Here is a 25,669-nt window from a genome sequence, read left to right on the forward strand (position 1 = left end):
CATTACTAAACAATAAAGACGCAATAATTTTACGGTATTAATGTATATTTCTTTTTAAAAAAATATCTAAAAAACTATACTAATCGAAACAAAAAAACAACGTAACCCCTTTAAAATATATAGATGAGAGAAATCTAACAATGTTAATAACATCAAAGAAAACCTTGAAAAACAAAATAATTACCTGAACAAAGAAAGCTCAATTCATTTTAAAAAAACAGAGAATATTCCCTTTACTAAAATAAAAATATAGTTTATTGAAATATCAATCTACCAGTAAAAAACTCTTCAACCTCTATTATTGAAGGTCTATTTACCGAAATAACATCTCCAGTACTTAGTATCTCTCCTTTAATCGATTGTTGAGGGTTCACAATTATCTTATTTGTTCCTCTATGCAAAATACCCACATTTTCCGCTATAAGACTAGCTCCTTCGAATCTTCCGGTACCTGAAAAGAAACCAACATAAAGATCTTCCACTCTCCCTTTGATAAAAAACGATGCAATATTATTCCCTACTACATCTAATTCTTCAACATCTAACTGCATAGTAAAAGTACCGGTAATATTACCCGCGTTATCTTCGTTAAAATCCTCCGATAACAATCGCAAAGAAGGAAATCTTAAAATTCCATCTGAAGAAATATCAAACTGTGTTGCACTTCTGATTTCTGTAATATTAGGTGCCGTAACAAAAATTTTAGTTTGGTTAAAGTCTCTTACAAAATTACAATCATTGGTATTGCTCAAAATCAAACGACCTCCTTCTACTATGGCAGAAACCTCATTCAGCAAGTTATCTCCAGTTTCTATAATCACAGAAGTTGTTTCCCCTTCTTTTAAGATTAATTCAACACCTGGATTCACTAAAATTCTTGTGAAATCAGCAACCTCAACTTCTTGTGTTATAATATCTCCTGTTCTTTGAAAACAGTCTAAAGCGTTTTCCGTATCGCAAGCGATTACTAAAAACATTGACACTATAAGGGCTATTCTTTTCATAATCTGTATCCAATTGAAAACTCTACAGCTTCTGCCTTAGCTGCGTGTGACCTTACTGTAATTGATCCAAATATATTTTTATTGAAATAATATCGTGCTCCGAAACGATTGTATACTTGCCCCTCAAAATCATAGGGGTAATAAGCGTAATAACCCAATTGAGTAAGTATTGATATTTTATTAATTCTTAATTCGTGCCCTAAAAAAACACCTATTCTTTTCGAATCTTCATCACCTGTTGTATCATCCCCTCTAAAATTTCCCGTAGATCTAAAATCAATAAATCTTTCTAGAGCTTCTGAAAAAAACAATTCTGCTCCTAACTGAATGCTACTCTTTTTATTCAATCGTTTATCTGCAAATGCTGCAATTGTATAAAACGGATATTGACCAGATCCTACAACATCACTCTCATTAACTCCACCTCGAAAAATAAATCCATAACCAATAGGTTCAGAGCCCCTAACGGTACCTTTTTCCTTTTCAACATATTCAGGGTATTGGGTATCTAACACATAATTAATCCCAACATTAAAAACAAAGGTGTTCGTACTTTTATTAGGTGCTTTAAAATTAGCATTAGAATAATGAATCACTCCCAATCCTGTTTGCAAACCCAATCCGCCTATTATATTTTCTCTTTTCAAGTTTAACATGGCAAAAGTAGAACTCATAAAATGAGAACCATAGGCTACATTTCTAAAGTTATTATCTTCATCGTAAGGATTTGTTGTATACCCTAACCCTTGACCTAGTCGTAGCATCAAAACACGATTGAAGAAATAAAAATTATAATGCGCATAGAGTCCATAGTTTTCACCTAAAAACTCATTATCCATATTTTGATAAATAAATGACACTCCATAATCAGGAGAATTATACAATCGTTGCCATTCCTTATTCCCAAAAGTTTTTCGATTTACAGAAAGAATAACTCCTGATGGATGTCCTGTAATCAAATGTGATATATCAGGATTATGCTTCAGGATAGTTCCATAGAAGTTATTTACATCAAAACTATAATATGCTTTACTGTGATCAGAACCTGTCTGGTCTTCGTATTGCGCAAAACCTTGAAGAGAAATAATAAAAAAAAGTATAGTAGTCCGTAAAATCATTCCGACAAATGTAGTAATACCTTTTTAAACGCTCTTGTCAATTCTCGCTTACTATTAGAAATAAACTTAGAACAAAATAAGTATTCTTTTAAAACAATCAATATCCTGGATTTTGAATTGTGTTGGGATTTAGATTAATCTCAATCTGTGGTATTGGCCAGATAAATTCGTGAGATTGAAAATCTTTCACATCTCCTGGGTTGTCATTATTAAAGGAATTAATTGTTGATTCTAGTTTTTGTGTTCTTATTAGATCATCTTTGCGATGTCCCTCGAAACACAATTCCACCTGACGCTCCTTAAGAATTGCCTCTAAAAACTCTTCTTGATTTAACCCCTCTGTTAATTCATAATCCGCTGTACCAAAGGCACGTCTTCTAACCATATTAACTGCTTCGTAAGCAGCTGGCGTGGGTCCATTAATTGCGTTTTCAGCTTCTGCAATCAACAAAAGAATATCCGCATAACGTAAATAAGGAAAATCAAAAGATTCACCATTTCTAATAACTGGTGATGATACATCTTTTTTAAATTTATAAGGTCGCCAATCGGTTATATCTTCAGTGTTTGTTACCATACCGTTTTGTACTGTAAACGTAGCTATATTTTGATTAAACCTTTGATCATTTGTGTTTAATGGGAAATCTATCGGACCTTCAAAATAATTTTCTAAAAAACTAGGAACCAATAGTAGATTATCTTCTATAGCTAATCCCAAAGGACCCCAAAGCACACCGTAGTTACTCCCTTCATTAGGGTTATCTGCACTAAAATCTATTGAAAAAATAACCTCACTATTATTCACTTCATTTGACACGTCGAATACATCTTCATAATTCGGTTCTAAATTGAACCCACCTCTAAGCTTTTCAAATTCCTCTAATGCTTTTTGATACTTATCAGTTTGAAAAAGCGGAAAACCCGCCATTTGGATATATACCTTACCCAATAATGCTTGAGCAGCTGCTACCGATGCTCTATTATTAGGACCAGAAACCACTAGATTATCTTGAGCATACTGTAAATCTTCAACTACCAAATCATAAACTTGTTCTGTATCCTGAATGAAAATAGGAGGATTACTAATATCAATATTATTTCCAGAAGTGATCAAAACTGGATTACCATATAATTTTACCAAATTAAAGTATAATAACGCCCTTAAAAATCGCAGTTCACCAGTAAGTAACTCTTTGTCTATCTCTGGATTGGAAATCGGATCAATTGATTCAAGAAATTCTAGTCCTGTATTAGCTTCTATTATAGTTTCATAATGGCTAACCCAAACATCATTTATAATCGAATTGGTTGGTGTAAGTTCAAATTTATCTAAGTCTCTATAATTAGAAGAAACTGTAGTATTAGTCGAAACGACATCTACACCTATATCCCCCCAATACATTGAGTAACCGCCGGAATCAAAAAGCGTATCATCTTTTAATCTGGCATAAATAGTATTAATAAGAAAATTAATATCCAAAGGATCTGGTTCAATAACCACTATACCATCTACTAAAATGGTAAGTAAGTTAAGCTGACCAGGTTCTATGACAAATTCTTCATTTATTGTATCTCCTGGAACGCTAACAATAACAGTATAGGTTCCCTCAGATAAGTCCTCAAAAAACACCTCACCATTTTCATTTGTAATTTTTTCAATATCATTAGGTAATATTTTAACAATAGCACCTAAAACTATAGTATTATTTTCGGTTAGTACGGTTATTTTTATATCTCCAGTTCGCACCTGAATGTCGTCATCGTTTTTACATCCAAAAACAGCAAAAACGAAAACGAAGAGAAAAAAAAATCTATTTTTCATCAAATCACTTATTAAATTACATCGCTACAAAATAAAAGTTTATTTATGAGTAATTAAAATACTTCTGAAGCTATTTTCTTAATATTATCCGATTTACCCATTGAATAATAATGCAAAACGGGCACTCCGTATTCCATCAACTCCTTGGATTGTTGTATCGCAAATTCAATTCCTACTTGTCTAATTTCTTTATTTGTTTTACAACTTTCTACTGCTCTTACCAGCTCATCCGGCATATCCAATTTAAAAACTTGTGGTAATAACTGTAAATGTCTAGATACCGCAACTGGTTTGATTCCTGGGATTATAGGCACATTAATACCGGCTTCTCTGGCTTTTTCTACAAAGGCAAAATATCTTTTATTATCAAAAAACATTTGCGTTACTACATAATCCGCACCAGCATCAACTTTATCTTTCAATCTTCTAATATCAGAATCCATAGATGGGGCTTCCATATGTTTTTCTGGATATCCTGCCACTCCTATACAAAAATCAGATTGATTATCACTTTCAATTACTTCATGGAGAAATCGTCCGTTATTCATGTTAACGATCTGTTCCACCAATTCGTTAGCATAACAATGCCCTCCTTTTGTTGGGTTAAAATACTTTTCTTCTTTCATAGCATCGCCACGCAAAGCCATTACATTATCAATCCCTAAATAATGACAATCTACAAGTAGATACTCAGTTTCTTCTTTTGTAAACCCCCCACAAAGTACGTGTGGAATGGTATCTACATTATACTTATGAGTTATAGATGCACAAATCCCAACAGTTCCTGGGCGCATACGAGTCAGCTTTTTATCTAATAAACCTTCTCGATCGATATAAATAAATTCTTCTCTCGAAGTAGTCACATCAATAAAAGGAGGATCAAATTCCATCAAAGGATCAATATTATCATAGAGTTCCTGTATACTTCTTCCTTTTTGTGGTGGTATTAATTCAAAAGAAAACAAGGTCTTCCCTTTTGCTTTTTTTATATGATCTGTTACTTTCATTCTTCTTTATAATTCTTAGTTGGTATTTTTATTTATTTTGGCGTGACCTCCGCTACACTCCGGTCGGGCTTTCACTACTCGCTTTTTATGATCGTACTTCGACAAGCTCATTAGGATCATAAAAGAGCTCAGACATACCGTTCTATCCCTCACGCATTAACTATGGATTTTTAAACCGTGAAATTATCATTACATTTAATTTAATCCTGTAAGTTCGGGTTTAACCACTTCTTCGCATATTCTAAATCTATATCCTTACGCTCTGCAAAATCTTTAACCTGATCTTCTTTTATTTTTCCCAATCCAAAATATCTTGCTTCAGGATTTGCAAAGTAATATCCAGATACAGAAGCTGCTGGCCACATCGCCAAACTCTCTGTTAACTCTACTCCTATTCTCTCATTGACTTGCAATAATTCCCAAATAGTAAGTTTTTCTAAGTGATCCGGACAAGCTGGATATCCCGGTGCTGGTCGTATTCCTTTATAAGATTCTTTAATCAACTCATCATTTGTAAGCTGTTCTTCTATTGCATAACCCCAATCTTCTTTTCGAACTTTCTTATGTAGGTACTCGGCAAATGCTTCCGCTAAACGATCTGCTAATGCCTTAATCATAATTGAGTTATAATCATCTAAATCTGCTTCAAAAGCTTCTGCCAATTCTTTAGTTCCAAATCCAGTAGTAACGCAAAAACATCCTATATAATCTTGTAAACCTGATTCTTTTGGTGCAATAAAATCTGCCAATGCAAAATTTGGTTTAGCCGCATGCTTCTTTAACTGTTGTCTAAGCGTTCTAAACTTGAAAGTTTCATTATCAGCATTTTGACTTAGACTATCATTAGCATTTTCGAAGGACTTATCAGCGCGACTATACTCCACTTCAATATCATCGTCATTTACCGTATTCGCTTTGAACAAACCATAAACTCCTTTAGCTCCTAATAATTTTTCATCAAACACTTTTTCTAATAATTCTTGCGCATCTTTGTACAATGAAGTAGCCTGTTCACCAACTACCTCGTCAGTTAATATTGCAGGATATTTACCATGTAAATCCCACGATCTAAAGAATGGAGTCCAATCAATAAAAGGTTCTAATTTTCTTAAATCAAGATCTTCAATAACCTGAATTCCTAACTTATTTGGTTCTATTATTTCAGAAGAACTCCAATCAATTGAATACTTATTTGTACGAGCTTCTTCAATCGTTAAATATTCTTTTTGCTTTGTTCTTTTAAGGAAGCCTTCTCTAAACTTCTCATAATCTTCTTTAAGATCGCCTACATATTTTTGGTTACTTCTTTTATTAAGTAAATCTCCAACCACAGTAACCGCTCTAGAAGCATCATTTACGTGCACCACAGCATTTTTATATTGTGGATCAATTTTTACTGCGGTATGTGCTTTTGATGTAGTAGCACCGCCAATCAATAAAGGAACTTTAAAATTTCTACGTTCCATTTCTTTAGCTAAAAACACCATTTCATCAAGTGATGGTGTAATTAGGCCACTCAATCCAATAATATCTACTTGTTCGTCAATAGCTGTCTGAATAATCTTTTCTGGCGGAACCATTACCCCCATATCCACAATTTCGTAGTTATTACACCCTAACACAACCGAAACAATATTTTTACCTATATCATGCACATCTCCTTTTACTGTTGCCATTAAAACTTTGCCAGCAGACCCATTTCCTTGTGCTAACTGAGGGTTTTTCTTTTTTTCTTCTTCAATATAGGGCAATAAATGAGCCACCGCCTTTTTCATTACTCTGGCTGATTTTACTACTTGTGGCAAGAACATTTTACCTGATCCAAATAAATCTCCTACGACATTCATCCCTGTCATCAGATTGCCTTCTATTACCTCAATGGGCTTATCTGCTGCTTGCCTTGCTTCTTCTACATCTTCTACTATATATTGATCAATACCTTTTACTAAGGCTCTAGTAATTCGATCTTGTAGTGGTTCTTCTCTCCAGGAAAGGTCTACTACTCGCTCTTTACTTGTTCCTTTTACAGATTCTGCTAAATCTAATAATCGTTCTGTAGCGTCCTCTCTACGATCCAGAATAACATCTTCTACGTGGTCCAATAATTCTTTAGGAATATCATCATATATCTCCAACATAGCAGGATTTACAATTCCCATATTCATACCAGCCTTGATCGCATGATATAAGAATACTGAATGCATAGCTTCTCTTACCCTATCATTTCCCCTAAATGAGAAAGAAACATTACTAACACCTCCACTTACACTACAATGAGGAAGATTTTCACGGACCCACCTTGTTGCTTCAATAAAATCAATTGCATTCCTTCGGTGTTCATCCATCCCAGTTGCAACAGGGAATATATTGAGGTCAAAAATGATATCTTCTGGCGGGAAATTGACCTGATTTACAAGAATATCATAAGACCTTTTAGAGATTTCTAAACGACGATCATAGTCATCAGCTTGACCAACCTCATCAAAGGCCATCACTATTACAGCTGCTCCATATCGCTTTATTTTTTTAGCGTGTGTTATAAATTCTTCTTCCCCTTCTTTTAAACTTATAGAATTAACGACACACTTTCCTTGAACAACTTGCAATCCTGCTTCAATAATATCCCATTTAGAACTATCGATCATGATAGGAACTCTAGCAATATCAGGTTCTGCCATAATAAGATTCAAAAATCTCACCATTGCCTCCTTACCGTCGATCAAACCATCATCCATATTGATATCGATCACCTGTGCTCCTCCTTCTACCTGATGCCTAGCTACATCTAAGGCTTCATCAAATTTCTCCTCTTTTACCAAACGAAGAAATTTTCGAGACCCCGCGACATTGGTTCGCTCACCAACATTGATAAAGTTCGTTTCTGCTGAAACAATCATCGGTTCCAGTCCAGATAATTTTAGATATTTTCTTTTTTGCTCCGTACTCATAATCTATACTAAAACTTCTACTAATCTTGGTTTATAATTCTTGGCTAAATCTGCAATCGCTTTTATATGTTCCGGTGTTGTCCCACAACATCCTCCTATAATATTTACTAAGTTTTTATCCATATATTCCTTAATCTGAGAAGCCATTTGTTCTGGAGTTTCATCATACTCACCAAATGCATTTGGTAATCCAGCATTTGGATGTGCAGAAACTCCAAAGTTTGCTTTTTGAGCTAACACTTCTAAATGAGGAGTTAATTGACTAGCTCCTAAAGCACAATTAAACCCCACAGATAACATCGGAATATGTGATACGGAAATCAAAAAAGCTTCTGCTGTTTGACCTGATAGTGTACGACCACTTGCATCAGTTATCGTACCACTTATCATAATTGGCACTTCTATATTTCTTTCATCTTTTACTTCTTCAATTGCGAAAAGTGCTGCTTTAGCGTTTAAAGTATCAAAAATGGTTTCAACGAGAAGGATATCTGATCCTCCATCCAATAGCGCTTCGACCTGTTGTTTATAAGCAATCCTAAGTTCATCAAAAGTAACTGCTCTAAATCCTGGATCATTAACATCTGGAGACATGCTAGCTGTTCTATTTGTCGGGCCAATTGACCCAGCTACAAAACGTGGTTTATGAGGCTCTTTCGCTGTAAATTCATCTGCAACCTCTTTTGCTATTTTTGCAGATTGAAAATTCAATTCATATACTAATTCCTCCATTTCGTAATCCGCCATCGCAATTGTAGTTCCAGAAAACGTATTGGTTTCTATAATATCTGCTCCTGCTTCAAAATACAATCTATGTACTCCTTTTATTGCTTCGGGTTGTGTAATACTCAATAAGTCATTATTACCCTGAACAGAAACGGGCCAATCTTTAAATCGTTCCCCTCTAAAATCTTCTTCTGTAAATTTATGTCGTTGCAACATCGTTCCCATTGCTCCATCAAGCACCAGAATTCTTTCTTCAAGTATTTTTTTTATATCTTTCATTTACGCACTGTTAGGCTCAACATGACGAAGCCTTTTAAAAAAAATTATTAATAGAAACACTTCGACACTTATCCGTCTCAAGAGGAAGCTCGGTGTAACATTATTAAATAGTATTAAGTTTCCCTTATAAAGAGAATATAATTAATATGTATCAAGAAAATAAATGGAAATAGCTAATTGCTATGTGTCATTGTTATCTATTTCGTATTTAAAACGAATAGAACGTAGCACCTTCTTTAAGATTCTGATAAGCATCAGAACGTGTAAAGGGTTGCTAAGGTATCATAGGGTCTATTCCCTCCACCTTTCTTGATAACATATTAAATAAATTTATGAACTAAACAGTTTTCACTGTGATTCTGCTTACAAATTAAAGGTATAGTCTTTTGTTTTGCAAGTTTATTCTGTTTTTTTAGGATTCAGGAGCTAATTCTATTTCCAGGCCATCAAGTTCTGGAGTTATAGGAATCTGACATCCTAATCTACTATTATCCTCTACATAAAAAGCTTCTGCTAACATTAAATCCTCATCCTGACTCATTTCAGGAAGTTTATGATCAGATAAAACATAACATTGACAAGATGCGCACATTGCCATACCTCCACAAGTTCCCTCTACAGGAAGCTCATAAGCCTTACACACTTCCATCAGGTTCATGGCCATATCGGTAGGAGCTTGTACTTCGTGAATCTCTCCTTCTCTATCTTTTATCTTTATGGTAACGTCTGACATATTTCTTGTCTTAATTGTATAAAAATCCTCGCAAATATACCAAATCATTTAGTATATACTGCGAGGACTATTTTATTCTAAAATTTTAAACTATCGCTTTTACAACTTCTTTTTTGGCTTCTTTTTTAGAACCATCAAATCCTTCTACACCTCCAACAGTTGTATATTTCATTACATACTTCTTGTCCGGAAATATTCTTTGATATGCACTCTGACACATAATAGCTGCTTCGTGGAAACCAGAAAGAATTAATTTTAATTTTCCTTTATAGGTATTTACATCTCCTATTGCATATATACCAGGAATGTTAGTTTGATAATCATAAGAGTTATCCACTTTGATAGCGTTCTTTTCGATCTCTAATCCCCAGTTTCCGATAGGTCCTAACTTTGGAGACAACCCAAATAAAGGAATAAAGTAATCTGTATCTAAGTGAATATCCCCTTCGGTTTTATGTTTGATACCAACACCAGTAACGTGATCATCTCCTTTTAGTTCTTTCACTTCCGCTTCAGTAATTAGATTTACCTTGCCTAACTTGGTTAATTCCGCTACTCTTTCCACAGAATCTAATGCTCCACGGAACTCATTTCTTCTATGTACAAGGGTTACTTCACTAGCCACGTCTGCTAAGAAAATAGTCCAATCCAAGGCTGAGTCTCCTCCTCCCGCAATTACTACTCTTTTATCTCTATATACTTCTGGATCGCGAATAATATAAGCAACTCCTTTATCTTCAAAATCTATAATATTAGGAATAGGTGGCTTACGAGGTTCGAAAGAACCTAACCCTCCAGCTATAGCAACTACAGGAGCATTATGCTGAGTTCCCTTATTGGTTGTAACCAAAAAAGTATCGTCTTCTAATTTCTCAATAGTTTCGGCTCTCTCTCCCAAAGTAAATCCAGGTTCAAAAGGCTTTATTTGCTCCATTAAATTGTTCACTAAATCTCCCGCAAGAATCTCAGGAAATCCTGGAATATCATATATTGGTTTTTTAGGATATATCTCAGAGCACTGACCACCTGGTTGTGGTAATGCATCAATAAGATGTGTTTTCAATTTTAGTAATCCAGCTTCAAAAACAGTAAATAATCCTGTTGGTCCTGCTCCGATGATTAGAATATCAGTCTTGATCATGTTCAACTTCTTTTTTTCCTATTAATCCTTTGGTAAATTCATTAAGCGTCTCCACTTTTTCTTCGAAATCACCTTTTATTGTTTTTCTATATTCATTTAAATTTTTGACCAAATCATCAATATTTTCTGGAATTACTTCTTCGAAAAACTGACGCAATCGTTTGGCTGTAGTGGGCGACTTTCCGTTAGTCGAAATTGCCACTTTCACATTTCCTTTGGTTACAATACCTCCCATATAAAAATCACAATATGGAGGATTGTCAGCTACATTTACCAATTTACTTCTTTTTCTACAGTCTTTATACACTTGTACATTAACCTTAGGAACGTCTGTAGTAGCAATCACAATATGTTTCCCTTTTAGAAAACGTCTGTGATATTTCTTTTTAATCATTTCTACCCCAAACTTATTCGCCAATGTAACTGTATCTTCTCGATACATTGGAGACACCATTGTTACTTTAGCATCTGGACTAGATTTCAATAAGAACGTAAGTTTTTCTTCAGCTACATTTCCTCCTCCAACAATTAGGATTTCAAGGTTTTTAACTTTCAGAAAAACCGGATATAAATTATTTCTTTCTTCCATCTTTATAGCTATCCTGAACTATCAAGATACGATTTCTTCTTTTACTTCTTTATAAATCGAAGCTAATTTCACTCTTTGCTCAACTACTTCACCGATTACAATTATAGCAGGTGATGATAATTTTTTATCAGATACAACCTGTTCTATTGTTTTTATTGAACCGAACCCAAACCGCTCATTTTCAGTAGTTCCATTCTGAATAATAGCGACGGGAACATCCTGTTTATTTTCGGCTGCAAAGATACTAACTATTTCGTTTAACTTGCTCATCCCCATTAAAATTACCACAGTTGCATTAGATTTTGCTGCCAGGCGAACATCCTGCGATAATTTATGGGATTTCGTTGTCCCAGTAATCACCCAAAAACTCTCTGAAGAACCTCTTTTTGTCAAAGGAATTCCTTGATACGCAGGAACTGCCAAAGATGATGATATACCTGGAACCATATTTGTTTCTATTCCAAATTCTTGAACATAGTCAATTTCTTCTGCTCCGCGACCGAAAATAAACGGATCTCCTCCTTTTAATCGTATTACATGTCCATGAGTTTTAGCTCTGCTAACAATTAACTCATTAATCTGTTCCTGTTGATATGCATAACATCCTTTTCTTTTACCTACAAAGATTTTTTCTGCCTTCGGTGCATATTCCAATAAAGATTCATTGATAAGTGCATCATACAAAACCACATCTGCAGATTCCAATGCTTTGATTGCTTTAAGCGTAATCAAATCTGGATCTCCCGGCCCCGCTCCTACCACTGTTAATTTTGGCGTTTTATTACTCATTTCCAACAACTTATTATCTTAATTATGAAGATTTTATATCTTCGTAAAGATATTATACATTTTCTACTTCAATGGCTCTAAATGCTTGCACTTTTTGCAAAAATTGCCCTGCTTTTTTGATATAATCCACTGCAAAATCCCTGCTTGGTGCATTTTTCTGAAGTTGATATATCAAATCAGCAAATGTTCCATCAAGTTCTATTTTACCACTTGTCACAAACTCTTCATCAAACTGGCTTATGATTCCTGCGTGCGTATTAGTTTTTTTATTTTCTGCTAGTAATAATGCCTTAGCAGAATTCACTAAAGAGCTATACGCATGATACACCGCATCAGAATATATCCCATTTTCAAAAGATATTTTTGCATTTTCTATCTTTTCTTCACTTTCTAAAAATAAAGTAGCAATCAAATCAATCACAACACCTGCACATTCTCCAACTCCAATAGCCTTTACATATTCTTCTTCAGTTCCCCAATCAATAAAATCTTCTTGAGTCAAATTTTCAACATTAGATAAATCCGTAAGGAAATTATAAAAATATTTTTCTCCTTTATCTGTATAATAGTCTACAAAAGTCTTACCATTTGCATTTTCTTCAAAATCATTTAGGATTCTTCGTAATGCTTCTGGCCCTCTTCTACTTGGTATCTTAACCACTTTATCAGCAAAACGACCTTTTCCATCTCCAAGATTTCCTCCTCCTAATAACACTTGCAATGCCGGAGCAACTAATTTATCTTTAGTTCTTACTGACATCCCCTGAAAACCAATATTAGCCATATTGTGTTGCCCACAAGCATTCATACATCCGCTAATCTTGATTACCAGATCTTCTTTTTCTAAATATTGTGGATATTCAGTCTTAATAACTCTTTCCAATTCTTCAGCAATACCCGTACTACTAGCAATTCCCAAATTACAAGTATCTGTTCCTGGGCAAGCTGTAATATCAACCGCTTTATTATAACCTGCTTCCACAAATCCAAGTTTCTCTAATTCTTGATGGAAAAATGGTACTAAATCTTCTTTTACAAAAGGAATTAAAATATTCTGTCGTAAAGACAATCTAATCTCTCCAGCAGCGTATTTCTCCACTAAATCCGCTAATAATCTGGCTTTATCTGTATAAAAATCCCCTAAAAGCACTTTGATTCCAATAGCAACATATCCATTTTGTTTTTGCTCAATCACATTTGTAGATTTCCACAATTCAAAAGCTTTTTGATCTTGAATTTCTACTTTAGGAACTTCTACAGAAACCGGAACGGATGCAACATAGGCTTCGGCATCAATAGCTACCGTTTTTTGAGCAATTGCGTTTTGTTCTGCCTCTACTAATTCTTTGAAAGCTTGTACACCGATATCTTTTACTAAAAATTTCATTCTCGCTTTGGCTCTACTTTTTCGCTCACCGTGACGATCAAAAATTCTAAGCACTCCTTCCATTAAAGGAATGATCTTATCTGTTGGCAAAAAGCTATATAATTCATCTGCATGTCTTGGTTGTGAGCCCAATCCCCCTGCAAGCATTACTTTAAACCCTCTTACTCCATCTTCAATTTTTGCAATAAAACCAAGATCATGCATATAAGACAATCCCGTATCTTCTTCGGTCCCAGAAAAAGAAACTTTGAACTTACGTCCCATTTCCTGACATATTGGATTTCTTAGGAAGAATCGGAACAATGCATCTGCATATGGTGATACATCAAAAGGTTCTTTTGAATCAATCCCAGCTGTTTCTGATGCCGTTACATTACGAACTGTATTACCACAAGCCTCTCTAAGTGTTACATCATCTCTTTCTAACTCTGCCCAAAGCTCAGGTGTTCTATTAAGATCTACGTAATGAATCTGAATATCTTGTCTGGTTGTAATATGTAATCTACCTCTAGAATATTCATCAGAAACATCGCAAATTCTTCGCAATTGATTGCTCAACACCTTACCATATGGTAATTTGATACGAATCATCTGCACTCCTTCTTGTCGCTGACCATATACCCCACGAGCTAAACGAAGGCTACGAAATTTCTCTTCATCAATCGTCCCTTTATGGAATTGCTCTATTTTATTAGCTAATTCGATAATGTCTTTTTCGACAACTGGGTTTTCTATTTCTGTTCTAAAACTTTGCATTTTCTTTCGTATTTCAACCTTTAAAAAAGAACATACTTATGACTTTTGTATAAAGGTTTTTTTATTCTAAAATTCCTGTTTTCTTCTTCTCAGTAAAAGATTTTTATCTATTGGATAAAACCTACTCCTGAAGTATTATTGGTTTGAGAATCTATTAATATAAATGACCCTGACACCTTATTCTTACTGTAAGAATCAATAGCCAGTGGTTTACTTAATTGTATTTCAACTTTTCCTATTTCATTTAGACTAAGCGAATTCTTAGCGGTATCTTCTCCAGAAAAATCAGTAGCAACTGTTCCACTAATATTTTTCACTTTTGCTAAAATCCTATTACTTCCGCTCTGAATAAAATAATTAGCTCCAGGATTAAGGTCTTTATTATCCATCCAACAAATAGTAGCGGTTAATTGCTTTTCTACTCTTGGCTTTTCTGATGACTTAACAATCATGTCTCCTCTACTTACGTTTACATCATCTTCTAATGTAATCGTGCAAGAACTGCCTCTACCAGCTGTATCGAATTTCTTGTCAAAAAAGAATATCTCTTTAACTTTGGATGTTGTTAAGGATGGCAAAACTGTCACCTCATCTCCTACAGAAAGATCACCACCATATAGCTTACCAGCATATCCTCTAAAATCATGAAACTCATCTTTTTTAGGACGGATCACAGTTTGAACAGGAAAACGCACCTCTGCCTTTTCATAGACATCCTGAGCATCTAATTCTTCTAAATGTTCTAATAAAGTTTTACCTTTATACCAAGGAGTATTTTTAGATGCGTCAACTACATTATCACCTTGTAACGCACTTACTGGAATAAAAGTTATGTTCTGTTCTTTGTAATCGCTTTTTGCAATTAATTTTTCAAAATCAGACTTAATTGCTTCATATGTTGATTGTGAAAAATCAACTAAATCCATTTTATTAATAGCTACAATCACATCCTTTACTCTCAATAAATTATTGATAAAAAAATGTCTATAGGTTTGTTCGATCACACCTTTTCTAGCATCTACCAAAATGATTGACGCTTGTGAAGTAGACGCTCCGGTAACCATATTTCTGGTATATTCTATATGACCTGGAGTATCCGCAATAATATAACTTTTAGTTTTTGTGGAAAAGTAAATATGAGCTACATCAATAGTAATACCTTGTTCACGTTCTGCAACTAAACCATCAGTTGCTAATGAAAAATCCAGATAATCAAACCCATTAGCTTTACTTCTGGTTTCGATTGCTTCTAATTTATCAGAAGTTAATGATTTTGTATCATATAAAATACGACCAATCAAGGTACTCTTACCATCATCTACACTTCCTGCTGTTGCTATCTTTAATACGTCCATTTCTTTATAGTTGATTGTTAATGGTTGGTCGTTGATGGAAAATATATTAACCAACAACTGACAACTATCAACTTATTTTAAAAATATCCTTGTTGTTTTCTTTTTTCCATTGCAGCTTCAGATCTTTTATCATCGATTCGCGCTCCTCTTTCTGAGATTGTGGATTCTCTAATTTCCGCTACAACCTTATCAATTGTAATTGCATCAGAAAGCACCGCTGCAGTACATGACATATCTCCCACGGTACGGAATCTAACCAATCTTTCTTCAACCAATTCGTCATCTTCCCTATGTACTACCTCATCCTCTGCTGACCAAATCATACCATCTCTAATAAATGTTTTACGCTTATGAGCAAAATATATTGAAGGGATTTCGATTTCTTCTTTTTGAATATAACTCCAAACATCTAACTCTGTCCAGTTACTGATCGGAAATACACGAACATTCTGACCTAAATCAATCTTTCCATTAAGGTGATCAAATAATTCAGGTCGCTGATTCTTTTCATCCCATTGACCAAAATCATCCCTTACCGAAAATATGCGTTCTTTTGCTCTTGCTTTTTCTTCATCTCTACGAGCTCCTCCAATGGCAGCATCAAATTTAAATTCTTCTAAAGCATCAAGAAGCGTCGTAGTCTGCAAACTATTGCGACTGGCATACTTACCTTTTTCTTCTGTTACTTTACCTTGATCAATAGAATCCTGAACATTACGGACAATTAATTCTACACCAAGTTCTTTAACCAAACGATCTCTAAACTCAATAGTTTCCGGGAAATTATGACCAGTATCTATATGTAATAATGGAAAAGGAATTTTACCAGGATAAAATGCTTTCTGAGCCAACCTTACTAATGTTATAGAATCTTTACCTCCTGAAAAAAGTAAAACAGGCTTCTCAAATTGAGCAACAACTTCTCTAAAAATGTAAATCGCTTCACTTTCTAAAGGATTTACTTTTAGTACTTTTGCATTCACAACTTGTTCTTTTATTTGTTCAATTACTTCCATGTAATTTAATCTTTTTTTTAATAATCTTTTGATCTAAATAAATAACAAATTAGTTTAATTCGTATGTAATCCACATTCTCTATTTCCTAATACCTTCGTTGGATCAAAATACTTAAACTCATTTGGTAAATTATGTTTCTCTAAATACACATCTAATTCTGCATCACTGTAATAATAAAAAGGGCTTACCTTAAGTACTCCATCACTTCCTAAACTCAAAATATCCAAAGAATCTCTTAAAGCAGTTTGTCCTTTTCGAAGATTTGTAAACCACACATCTGGTTTAAAATCCGACATTGCTCTTTTAAATGGCTCCAGTTTTACCTGCTCTGTAAATTCTTTATGTTTGGGATCTTCAATATCAGGAATTCCCATTACCACATCTCTATGAGCAGAAGTTTGCTTAGGCACATACAACTGTACATTAAGTTCTAATAAATCAATAACTTCCTCCGCATGTTTATACGTGTTAGGAGTATTATAACCCGAATCACACCAGATCACAGGAATATCTGATAGAGAACTAGCACAGACACTAAGAATTGCAGCTTCATAAGGTCTAAAGTTTGTCGTTACGACAGGACTTTTCGCATTTAAAATTGCCCATTGAGTAATCTCTAAAGGAGTTTTATCCTTTAGCGTATTATTTAAGTTCTCTATTTCCTTTCCTGTAAATTTCATTTTTAATATTTCTTTTTCTGTCCCTTATAGCACAGTCGAGAAGTAAAACCGCAATTATCTTCCCCATTTAATACGATTCCAAATTCTTTCGTGAAAGAAATACAGAATCATTTTTGTAACAAAATCAATTGATGCTATCGAAGTAGCTAGTGCTATCTCTCCAGTTAAAACGTAAGAAACTATCAATGTATCCAATGTACCAACAATCCTCCAACTAACTGCCTTTGCTATACTACGCAATGGCTTCTCTGAAGTTCTATCAGTCTCGTACGATGTTTTCTTCGTAGCTACCTTATCTAATATCATTTGATCTACAATCATTTTTTTTCAAAAAAACCTATTACCCTATCGGAATACTAGGTTATTAAACAAATGTATATATAAAAATCTATTCATTAGTCCCAAATCTTTGAAAAAATTACTAGAAATGAAAGAATTATGATATTATTAATAAAAAGCCTAGTGATTTAGTAGATTATTATCGAAGTAAGCAATATTATAAAGAATCTAATACCACAACCTCTATTTTTTTGGTACTGCTATTATTAAAAGTATCCCATACTTTAATTTCTAAAGTATGATATCCTGGCGATAATGTATCTAATGTATAAGAAATTGATCCCTCTTTAAAACCATTCTCTTTATTCTTATAGAAATCATTTAGTATCACCTCGCGCTTTCCTTTTCCATCAATAATCATTTTCATTTGATGTCCAATTCCCTGGGTGGAAACATTCATTCCATTCTCATCAGCAAGCTCAATTTTCAATTCTGGATTAGCTTTAATAATGTTAATCGCTTTCGATGTTTTACCATTTATAAACACTTTAATCTCTGGTCCTTTACTATCAAGTGATGTTACATTTGATATTCCACCTAATAATACATTTTCATACACACCAACCGCATCTTCCAAAATATTATTCTTTTTAGCATATAAACTTATCTTACAATTACCTATTGACATATTTATATCTTTTGGAATCATGAATTCAGCATCAAACACTCCTTTTTCAATATCAAAATCTCCATTATATATTATTACGTCTTGATCTTTATATTCTAGTTGTATAAGATTTCCTTTCCTATTTTTAATTTTATTATTCCCTAATGTTTTTTTACTGTTTTTTTTATCAAAAATCTTGATAAAAACTTCTCCATTATAATCCTTTTTAATCTTTCCAAAAGCATCTACTAGATGTCCAGATATTCTAATCTTATCTAAGGCTTTTATCGTATCTCTAAACTTTTGGAGTGGAATACCATTAATCTTAGTAATATGAACACCAGGTTGAGGCATCTGAAGCGACATTGCAGGATCTCCAATAAAAAAAACGCTTCTTTTATCTTGATACCTTAATTTATTTTTAAGCTTTAAGACGGTTTCTGCCGGTTTCAAGTAAGGCCCATTTTCTGAAAAAAGCGTTTTCATTATTTCATTATTTATGTTAACTCCTGCATTCATAAATATTTCTCTAGTTGTTGCAATAATTGCTATAGCACCTCCATTTGGGTTTCTAAAAACATGTTCTCCAATAGAAATATCAAAAGGGTTATCAAATCGAGTTGCCAGACAAGTAACCGTAATCAACAATGGTAGTTTATTTTTATTTTTAAGATTGATAGCATCCTTTTTGGTAAAGAAAAACTCAGTACCGAAACCTTCTTCCTCCGCGTGTCCAAAATAATCTAATACAGCAACACCTTTTTCTATTTTCTCTATTAGCGTTTTGGTTACCTCTGGGTATTGCTCGCCATTAGATGTTGATTTTTGAATATATGCATCACTATATACTTTAGAAATATTTAAAAAAGGATATTTTTTAACTAAAGAATCTCCTAAACTATTCAAATTTCTTTGAATACCTTGTTCCCACACTTTATCTACATCATCTGATAATAGGAGCACATTATTTCTCCAATCTCCAAAAGAATTTTTCTTATAGTATCTAATAGTTTTATCAACTACATCATTTGCCATTACATCCGTATCAACCAATATTCGTCCAAGTACAATATCAAGATCATCCGTTGATTTCATTTCACCTTCTTCTGGATCCATCATTCCAAAAAAATCATCAGACACATAGGATCTCGTATTAGAAAAACTCTCATAACTCATAAAACTTGGAATTATACTTTTCTTGTAGGTATTTAATAAAGATCTATCCTTGAGTATATCCTTGTAATCGACTGTAGCATTTCCCATAAAACATACATAAGAAAGCTTTTTGTTATCATGTGAAGCGTTTTCATACACATACCTAATAAAATTACGAATTGCACCTATATCCTGTTTCGCACTGCTAAACTCGTTGTAGATTTTCTGCACAGGAACTACTTTAACATTCATCTTGTTTCGTGTTCTATGAAAATCTGCCAATCGTTCAGCAGCAGTTAACATATCCTTTTCGGTAATAATAAGATAATCGATGTTTTTAAAATTATTTTCTTCATCAAGAAAAATAGTCCCTTTCAGATTTTGATTCTCTACAATACTCTCTAACGGTTTTAAGGGTTCATAATAATCCGAAGTAGTGACCGTAACAAACTTTCTTTTAGTATCTAATTGCGTTTTGAAAGAAAACTTACTGGAAAAAGATGTGTTTTCGAAAACCTTGACTACTTCTGGATTTGTTACATCCCACACTTCAGAGATTTTCCTTGCTTTTTTCAATTGTATTTCTCCAATTTCGCGTTTAGAATTAGTGTTCGGAATCGTAAATTTTAATTGTTTATCTGATCCTACCAAGGATCTTTCTGCAGAAACCCGGATATAATCCAGGTAACTTTCCCCAAGTGCTTTACCCTCTACTTCGTATTGCAAACCTATCCGAATAGGATCATCATAGCTTTTGTTGTTTTTTTCTAAACTACCTTCTATTGCTATTAATCGATCTGATGCAGGTCTAAATTTAATCTCTCCAGCTTCTTTTTGGTTCAAACTAATTTTAAGTTTTGATGGTTTATTCGATTTAGCTACTGCCATAATTTTATAGGTAATAGCTGTTGCATCTACTTTATTAGGAAAATGAAATGAAAATTGTTTTTCTTCATTATTTTTAATTTGATTTCCTAACCATCTTCTCCCCATCATCCCGAGATTGTATTGATCCATTTCGTAAAACTGATCCTCGTTAAATGTGGTAATAATTGTATCCGCTTTTTTGTCAAAGGATTCTGAATTGATTATTCTTCTTCCTCTCTTTCCAGATGTGGTGATAAAATAATATGATTTATCATCGTATATATTAATATGGGTTTTACTATCTGAATTGTATCCCTTAGTACTTTGACCGTAAAAAAGGATATAGCCACCTTCTGATAACTTACCGTTTTCTCCTCTCACTACTTTTATAGCATTTTCCCTTAGATCAAACTCGGTATTTCTACTATTCTTAAGAGGAAGCATGTGTCCTCCATTTCCGTAAATTTTAATTGTTGCAGGATCTGTTGTAGCGACATCAATCCCTAAATTGGATAAAAATTCTGGAGTAAGCTTATATATTCCTGTTTTCTCTATATAAAATTTGTACCAGTTGCCAGTTGCCAATACAGAGTGAGATAAAGGAATCTTTTTTACAATTTGCCTAGTTGTGTCCTTTCCTTTTTCAGTAATAAACTGTTGTTGATTTCCATAAAAAGAAGCACTCAACAAAGCAACAAAACATAATAAAACACTTCTTTTCATAAAAACAAAATGATAAAATAAATATACATTTTATATTTCATGAATCGTACCATTCTTATTTCCTAAGAAAAGATATGATTTCTAAATGCGATCATTATTTTTTCAATTTTCAAAAACCATCCTTTTCGGGTGGGAAAATTAATGATAGATCATTTTACTTTTGCCTCTGGCTAAAATTTGATTCGTACTCCTTATTTGGATTTTACCATTCAGATAAATTTATAAATCGATTAATTATTTTATTATGAAAAAACTTACTTTACTTTTATTTTTAACTTCTACCACCCTATTCCTTTCCTGCGGAAGTGATGACAATGATCCTTCTATAGGGATTGATGAAACTCAAATTACAGGAGAGTGGAAATTAGAGGCATTCCGATTGGATAACGGTCAGACTTTTGTTGAATCTGAAGGAACTCGTGTTCTATTTTCTGAATTCTCTTCGTTTGGAAAAGATTTTAATACGATTGTTACTTTTTCTGAAGACCCTCAAACTTTTACAAGTGATGGAGGATACACTACCGTTCTTACAAATACAGTTCTTGGTCAGGAAACCACTACTCAAGAAATTCCTACTCCCGGTTTCGCAGCTTCTGGAGAATGGATAATTGAAAACGGGAATCTAATTTTAGACGTTCAAGGAACTGAGGAGTCTTTTAAAATTTCTGGTTTGAATTCTCAAACTCTTTTACTTGAGAAAGCACTAAATGAATCCATTCCTTTTTCAGGATTTACACAGGTTTCAACAGGTATGACATTTTTCACATTTACAAAACAATAGACTTTATAAAGATTTTTAATAAAAAGGGTGGAAAAATTGCCCCACCCTTTTTATTATATAACTGTCCCGTCCTGAAATATCGATACACTAAAATCTTAGTGAAATGAAAAAATCACTACCGCCAATTTATCCTCACAAAATGATAAATTATAATTTATTTCAAAATTCACGGTAACAAATCATAAGCTTAAGACACTTACTAAAAGATACTTTAAACTACTTTTCTGAATTCCATCAATAAAACAATATTTTGAAGATGAAATATTTGGAAAACTGTATTTTTAAAATAAAAATTTATCAATTAAAGAAACATGAGGCATATCACATTTTTATTGGCATTTTTTATTAGTAATTTGTGTATTTCGCAAACTGCTCCTTTTACCTGCGTAAAAAAAATTAACCCAAACACAAGGGGTACGGAAATTACAATTTCAGCAGAAAATTCTACAAATAGTATAATTACCGAAGTTCCACCATGGATAATTATGGGATGTTGGAGAGGATATTTTTACAACGAAGTGGGCAGAAACTCACGTTTTATAACTACTGCAAAAAATATGGTAGATAATACTGAAGCTGGATCATGTGACAGTTTTATAGAAGCTTGCATTCCCAAAAGAACAGATTTCAACGTCTCGGTTAGAATACCTAACTATACTATTAGCGAAGTCCATCACGCAAATTGGCAAACTAGATCAACTGATCATATAAGAAATTATGCCGGAATATACGCAGCAGAAACGATTAAGCAATTAGATAAAATAATTAATATAGGTTTTGTTCACGGTGAAAATGGCGCGAATTATAGTCATGAATATCAAAACAACTTTAGAAGCTACGACACCACTGCTGTATGGTCTGCCCCTTTAGAAAATTACTATGCATTTTTAAGTATGGCATGGTTAAAAAGTGATCAAGAAAATGGATGGGGTCATGAAAAATATATTGATATGGGACCAATCGCTTGGCCAAGTACTGGATATTTAAAAAATGCCACCAAGATTAACTATGACAATAATTCAACGGCTCCTACATTCTCACCATACTACGTAGGAGGTGAAAAATTAACTAGCGGATTAAGACATCCTTCATCTATTAAATACAATGGATATATCTATGTATTCTTTTCTGAATCTAGCCCAAGAATGATTTCTGCTTCTGGCATCAAAGTCATAAGAGTTCCAGAACCCCAAGCCACAAATCCAAATGCATACAAAATTTATTACAATGGTGGTTGGTATAAATCATTACCTGAAAATTTCAGTAAAGAAAGGCTAGCTGATTTTCTTCAAATTGAAGGCCCGAAAAGCACTTCTATTTTAGGATCTAGTCATCGATTTAGTGTTGCAAAAGTTCAAGATACCGATTACTTTATAGGAGTGAGAGAATATCGCGATCACACAAATAAAACTTACCATATCTCTTTACACAAATCGTTCGATCTTACAAATTGGAGCGAAGGATATGATATTTATTTTGCAGATGATCAGGATGGTCAAGCTTGGAGTAATAGTGATTTGCATTATCCTATATTTATGGATAAATACGGAAAATCAAATACAGTTATCGACAGGGATAAATTCTATATATTGTTCAGTAAAACTAATGGCTTCGATAAAATAAGAAGATGGGAGTTAAATTTAACCTGTTCAAACGATGAGATATCTTGTCTTGAACCATTAGATTTCATAATATCAAAAGAAAGAAACGTTCCCTCAAAAACATCATTAGATTGTAATAACATATACATTAAAAATAACACATTAATATTACCAGTGCTAACCAATGGCTCTTACAATATCGAAATCTATAACATTTCTGGACAAAAAATAATCAGCAAATCACTTTCTAATAAAGAAAACTTAATACCACTTAAGAACTATGCTCCAAAGAACTCTATCCTGCTGTATACTCTAAAAAACACAACAACAGGAAATTATTGCAATGGAAAAATAGTTTTTTAATAAAAAGTCATAAAACATATCTAGTTTTAAATTAGATATGTTTTATGATTGTTCTAAAGCTTGTGCTAGATCCGCAATAATATCATCAATATGCTCTAATCCTACTGAGCATCTTACCATTCCATCTGTAATTCCTACTGCCAATTTATCCTCAATCGCTAGTTTACTATGCGTGGTAGAAGCTGGATGGGTTACTATAGTTCTGGTATCTCCTAAATTAGCAGAAAGTGAACACATTTTTATACTATCAAAAAATGTTTTTCCTCCTTTTACTCCGTTTTTAACTTCGAAAGCTACGATATTACCTCCTAATTTCATTTGCTTCTTAGCCACTTCATATTGTGGATGAGATTTTAGAAAAGGATACTTCACCCAATTCACTTTAGGATGTTCTTCTAAAAACTTGGCTAATTTTAAGGCATTTTCGCAATGTCTATCTACTCTTACTGCCAATGTTTCCAAACTTTTTGACAATACCCAAGCATTAAAAGGTGATAAAGCTGGTCCGGTATTTCGTGAAAATAAATAGATCTCTCTGATCAATTCCTTTTTTCCAACGGTAACTCCACCTAATACACGTCCTTGCCCATCAATTAATTTTGTAGCTGAATGGATTACAAGATCAGCTCCAAATTTTATTGGGTTTTGTAAATATGGCGTCGCAAAACAATTATCAATAATCAATAACAGCTCATGTTTTTTTGCAATCTCACCTAGTAACTCTAAATCTAGCACATCTACTCCAGGATTGGTAGGAGATTCTGCATAGATAATTTTTGTATTAGGCTGTATTAAGCTTTCTACCTTATCAACCTCATTAACTGGAAAATAACTTGTCTCTATATTCCACTTAGGAAAGTATTTAGTAAACAACGAATGTGTAGAACCGAATACGGATCGCGCAGAAACTATATGATCTCCCGCATCTAGCAATGCAGCAAATGTAGAAAACACTGCTGCCATTCCTGTAGCAAAGGCGTAACCGTCTTCTGCTCCTTCTAATTTGCAGATTTTATCCACAAACTCTGTGGTATTCGGGTTACTAAAACGACTATATAAATTACGATCTTTCTCTTCTGCAAAGGCTGCTCTCATTTCCTCAGAATCTTCAAAAACAAATCCTGATGTTAGATACATTGGTGTAGAATGTTCTAAAAACTGAGTTTTTTCTGTCTGAGTTCTTACAGCTTGTGTTTCAAAATTTTGGCTTTTTAAGCTCATACTTCTTCGTTATTAACGACTACTTTATATTTGATCGTTGCAGTTGGCTCTAATGTTTTTGATACAGAGCAATATTTTTCGAATGATAATTGCGCAGCTCTTTTTGCCTTTTCTGGAGTTATCTCTCCTTCTAAGTATACAGTAACCGAAATTTCTTTAAATGGTTTCGCTCCATCAATTTCTACTCTTGACCCATCTACTTCTGCTCTGTAATCTGTAATTTCTTGTCGTTGTTTTTTTAATATAGAAATTACATCAATCGCACTGCAGCCTGCAACTCCCATCAACACATATTCCATTGGACTTGGTGCTAAATCATGACCTCCCACTTCGGGTTTACTATCTATATAGGTTAGATGCCCTCTTTCATTTTTTAACTCAAAATGATAATCGTTATCTATTCTTTTTAATTCTATTTTCATCGTATCTGTTTTTATCTATTTTATTTGAACGTTACCTTTCGACTACACTTCGACAAGCTCAGTGTGACATCATAGGGTCAGCCTTCTGCTATATCTTTTTTACTTGTTCTCGATACCCTCCAAAGGCGGGCAGGCAATCCGCCTGGGCGGACACTCGAACTCACGTAAAAAAGGATGCCGCATCAAATGTTTTATATTCACTATCTCTTAAATCAATAAAAAACAATGAGTAATCCCTA

At 33.6% G+C, this 25,669-nt stretch carries 20 protein-coding genes and 1 riboswitch; of the genes, 2 read left to right on the forward strand and 18 right to left on the reverse strand.

The window, feature by feature from the left end:
* Window positions 1-254: 254 nt before the first annotated feature.
* The 16 genes from D1818_RS10375 to porU all read right to left on the reverse strand — a co-directional run bounded on the left by D1818_RS10375 (window position 255) and on the right by porU (window position 21,042).
* Entirely contained in the window at window positions 255-1,004 is a 750-nt protein-coding gene (locus tag D1818_RS10375; protein ID WP_118458661.1) for a head GIN domain-containing protein, read from the reverse strand.
* The gene (locus D1818_RS10380) at window positions 1,001-2,122 is read right to left on the reverse strand and encodes an acyloxyacyl hydrolase (RefSeq protein WP_118458663.1); all 1,122 of its coding nucleotides are present in this window, start codon (window positions 2,120-2,122) and stop codon (window positions 1,001-1,003) included. The genes D1818_RS10375 and D1818_RS10380 overlap by 4 nt, the downstream gene beginning before the upstream one ends.
* A 97-nt stretch (window positions 2,123-2,219) precedes the next feature.
* Window positions 2,220-3,944 (reverse strand): RagB/SusD family nutrient uptake outer membrane protein, encoded by a 1,725-nt coding sequence (locus tag D1818_RS10385; RefSeq protein WP_118458665.1) that lies wholly within the window; start codon window positions 3,942-3,944, stop codon window positions 2,220-2,222.
* A gap of 53 nt (window positions 3,945-3,997) precedes the next feature.
* Window positions 3,998-4,951 (reverse strand): methylenetetrahydrofolate reductase [NAD(P)H], encoded by a 954-nt coding sequence (gene metF / locus D1818_RS10390; protein WP_118458667.1) that lies wholly within the window; start codon window positions 4,949-4,951, stop codon window positions 3,998-4,000.
* A gap of 200 nt (window positions 4,952-5,151) precedes the next feature.
* Window positions 5,152-7,899 (reverse strand): methionine synthase, encoded by a 2,748-nt coding sequence (gene metH, locus D1818_RS10395; protein ID WP_118458669.1) that lies wholly within the window; start codon window positions 7,897-7,899, stop codon window positions 5,152-5,154.
* A 3-nt stretch (window positions 7,900-7,902) separates the two neighbouring features.
* Window positions 7,903-8,904, reverse strand: coding sequence for a homocysteine S-methyltransferase family protein (locus tag D1818_RS10400; RefSeq protein WP_118458671.1), 1,002 nt, complete (start codon window positions 8,902-8,904; stop codon window positions 7,903-7,905).
* Window positions 8,905-9,094: 190 nt separating this feature from the next.
* Window positions 9,095-9,223: riboswitch (SAM riboswitch) on the reverse strand.
* Window positions 9,224-9,316: 93 nt separating this feature from the next.
* Complete coding sequence (locus D1818_RS10405; RefSeq protein ID WP_118458673.1) at window positions 9,317-9,637, reverse strand: 2Fe-2S iron-sulfur cluster-binding protein; 321 nt, start codon at window positions 9,635-9,637, stop codon at window positions 9,317-9,319.
* Between the two features lie 85 nt (window positions 9,638-9,722).
* Window positions 9,723-10,778 carry an NAD(P)/FAD-dependent oxidoreductase gene (locus D1818_RS10410; protein WP_118458675.1) on the reverse strand — a complete coding sequence of 352 codons (1,056 nt, stop codon included), beginning with the start codon at window positions 10,776-10,778 and terminating at the stop codon, window positions 9,723-9,725.
* Entirely contained in the window at window positions 10,765-11,367 is a 603-nt protein-coding gene (locus tag D1818_RS10415; protein WP_118458677.1) for a bifunctional precorrin-2 dehydrogenase/sirohydrochlorin ferrochelatase, read from the reverse strand. Before D1818_RS10415 ends, D1818_RS10410 begins: the two co-directional genes overlap by 14 nt.
* A gap of 21 nt (window positions 11,368-11,388) precedes the next feature.
* Window positions 11,389-12,156 (reverse strand): uroporphyrinogen-III C-methyltransferase, encoded by a 768-nt coding sequence (cobA, locus tag D1818_RS10420; RefSeq protein WP_118458679.1) that lies wholly within the window; start codon window positions 12,154-12,156, stop codon window positions 11,389-11,391.
* Window positions 12,157-12,208: 52 nt separating this feature from the next.
* The gene (locus tag D1818_RS10425; protein ID WP_118458681.1) at window positions 12,209-14,299 is read right to left on the reverse strand and encodes a HEPN domain-containing protein; all 2,091 of its coding nucleotides are present in this window, start codon (window positions 14,297-14,299) and stop codon (window positions 12,209-12,211) included.
* Between the two features lie 107 nt (window positions 14,300-14,406).
* A complete protein-coding gene (locus D1818_RS10430; protein ID WP_118458683.1) occupies window positions 14,407-15,654 on the reverse strand; it encodes a sulfate adenylyltransferase subunit 1 in 1,248 nt (415 codons plus the stop codon).
* 77 nt (window positions 15,655-15,731) lie between these two features.
* Complete coding sequence (gene cysD / locus D1818_RS10435; RefSeq protein ID WP_118458685.1) at window positions 15,732-16,670, reverse strand: sulfate adenylyltransferase subunit CysD; 939 nt, start codon at window positions 16,668-16,670, stop codon at window positions 15,732-15,734.
* A 54-nt stretch (window positions 16,671-16,724) separates the two neighbouring features.
* Entirely contained in the window at window positions 16,725-17,351 is a 627-nt protein-coding gene (locus D1818_RS10440; RefSeq protein ID WP_118458687.1) for a phosphoadenosine phosphosulfate reductase family protein, read from the reverse strand.
* Window positions 17,352-17,405: 54 nt separating this feature from the next.
* Window positions 17,406-17,672 (reverse strand): DUF2061 domain-containing protein, encoded by a 267-nt coding sequence (locus tag D1818_RS10445; RefSeq protein ID WP_118458690.1) that lies wholly within the window; start codon window positions 17,670-17,672, stop codon window positions 17,406-17,408.
* A 175-nt stretch (window positions 17,673-17,847) separates the two neighbouring features.
* A complete protein-coding gene (gene porU, locus D1818_RS10450; protein ID WP_118458692.1) occupies window positions 17,848-21,042 on the reverse strand; it encodes a type IX secretion system sortase PorU in 3,195 nt (1,064 codons plus the stop codon).
* A 244-nt stretch (window positions 21,043-21,286) separates the two neighbouring features.
* Here porU and D1818_RS10455 point away from each other — a divergent pair, with 244 nt between their 5' ends.
* Both D1818_RS10455 and D1818_RS10460 read left to right on the forward strand, forming a co-directional pair.
* Window positions 21,287-21,823, forward strand: a complete 537-nt coding sequence (locus tag D1818_RS10455) for a hypothetical protein (RefSeq protein ID WP_118458694.1) — start codon at window positions 21,287-21,289, stop codon at window positions 21,821-21,823.
* A 311-nt stretch (window positions 21,824-22,134) separates the two neighbouring features.
* Window positions 22,135-23,787, forward strand: a complete 1,653-nt coding sequence (locus D1818_RS10460; RefSeq protein WP_118458696.1) for a hypothetical protein — start codon at window positions 22,135-22,137, stop codon at window positions 23,785-23,787.
* A 42-nt stretch (window positions 23,788-23,829) separates the two neighbouring features.
* Here D1818_RS10460 and D1818_RS10465 read toward each other — a convergent pair whose 3' ends face one another.
* Both D1818_RS10465 and D1818_RS10470 read right to left on the reverse strand, forming a co-directional pair.
* Complete coding sequence (locus D1818_RS10465) at window positions 23,830-25,008, reverse strand: PLP-dependent aspartate aminotransferase family protein (protein WP_118458698.1); 1,179 nt, start codon at window positions 25,006-25,008, stop codon at window positions 23,830-23,832.
* Window positions 25,005-25,430 carry an OsmC family protein gene (locus tag D1818_RS10470; protein ID WP_118458701.1) on the reverse strand — a complete coding sequence of 142 codons (426 nt, stop codon included), beginning with the start codon at window positions 25,428-25,430 and terminating at the stop codon, window positions 25,005-25,007. Before D1818_RS10470 ends, D1818_RS10465 begins: the two co-directional genes overlap by 4 nt.
* Window positions 25,431-25,669: the final 239 nt, after the last annotated feature.

The sequence above is a fragment of the Aquimarina sp. BL5 genome (assembly GCF_003443675.1).
In the GTDB taxonomy this organism is placed as follows: domain Bacteria; phylum Bacteroidota; class Bacteroidia; order Flavobacteriales; family Flavobacteriaceae; genus Aquimarina.

What these genes read in the sequence shown, in the direction of transcription:
- D1818_RS10375 (WP_118458661.1), bottom strand. Translation starts at nt 1,004, where the DNA reads ATGAAAAGAATAGCCCTTATAGTGTCAATGTTTTTAGTAATCGCTTGC.
- D1818_RS10380 (WP_118458663.1), bottom strand. Translation starts at nt 2,122, where the DNA reads ATGATTTTACGGACTACTATACTTTTTTTTATTATTTCTCTTCAAGGT.
- D1818_RS10385 (WP_118458665.1), bottom strand. Translation starts at nt 3,944, where the DNA reads ATGAAAAATAGATTTTTTTTTCTCTTCGTTTTCGTTTTTGCTGTTTTT.
- metF (WP_118458667.1), bottom strand. Translation starts at nt 4,951, where the DNA reads ATGAAAGTAACAGATCATATAAAAAAAGCAAAAGGGAAGACCTTGTTT.
- metH (WP_118458669.1), bottom strand. Translation starts at nt 7,899, where the DNA reads ATGAGTACGGAGCAAAAAAGAAAATATCTAAAATTATCTGGACTGGAA.
- D1818_RS10400 (WP_118458671.1), bottom strand. Translation starts at nt 8,904, where the DNA reads ATGAAAGATATAAAAAAAATACTTGAAGAAAGAATTCTGGTGCTTGAT.
- D1818_RS10405 (WP_118458673.1), bottom strand. Translation starts at nt 9,637, where the DNA reads ATGTCAGACGTTACCATAAAGATAAAAGATAGAGAAGGAGAGATTCAC.
- D1818_RS10410 (WP_118458675.1), bottom strand. Translation starts at nt 10,778, where the DNA reads ATGATCAAGACTGATATTCTAATCATCGGAGCAGGACCAACAGGATTA.
- D1818_RS10415 (WP_118458677.1), bottom strand. Translation starts at nt 11,367, where the DNA reads ATGGAAGAAAGAAATAATTTATATCCGGTTTTTCTGAAAGTTAAAAAC.
- cobA (WP_118458679.1), bottom strand. Translation starts at nt 12,156, where the DNA reads ATGAGTAATAAAACGCCAAAATTAACAGTGGTAGGAGCGGGGCCGGGA.
- D1818_RS10425 (WP_118458681.1), bottom strand. Translation starts at nt 14,299, where the DNA reads ATGCAAAGTTTTAGAACAGAAATAGAAAACCCAGTTGTCGAAAAAGAC.
- D1818_RS10430 (WP_118458683.1), bottom strand. Translation starts at nt 15,654, where the DNA reads ATGGACGTATTAAAGATAGCAACAGCAGGAAGTGTAGATGATGGTAAG.
- cysD (WP_118458685.1), bottom strand. Translation starts at nt 16,670, where the DNA reads ATGGAAGTAATTGAACAAATAAAAGAACAAGTTGTGAATGCAAAAGTA.
- D1818_RS10440 (WP_118458687.1), bottom strand. Translation starts at nt 17,351, where the DNA reads ATGAAATTTACAGGAAAGGAAATAGAGAACTTAAATAATACGCTAAAG.
- D1818_RS10445 (WP_118458690.1), bottom strand. Translation starts at nt 17,672, where the DNA reads ATGATTGTAGATCAAATGATATTAGATAAGGTAGCTACGAAGAAAACA.
- porU (WP_118458692.1), bottom strand. Translation starts at nt 21,042, where the DNA reads ATGAAAAGAAGTGTTTTATTATGTTTTGTTGCTTTGTTGAGTGCTTCT.
- D1818_RS10455 (WP_118458694.1), top strand. Translation starts at nt 21,287, where the DNA reads ATGAAAAAACTTACTTTACTTTTATTTTTAACTTCTACCACCCTATTC.
- D1818_RS10460 (WP_118458696.1), top strand. Translation starts at nt 22,135, where the DNA reads ATGAGGCATATCACATTTTTATTGGCATTTTTTATTAGTAATTTGTGT.
- D1818_RS10465 (WP_118458698.1), bottom strand. Translation starts at nt 25,008, where the DNA reads ATGAGCTTAAAAAGCCAAAATTTTGAAACACAAGCTGTAAGAACTCAG.
- D1818_RS10470 (WP_118458701.1), bottom strand. Translation starts at nt 25,430, where the DNA reads ATGAAAATAGAATTAAAAAGAATAGATAACGATTATCATTTTGAGTTA.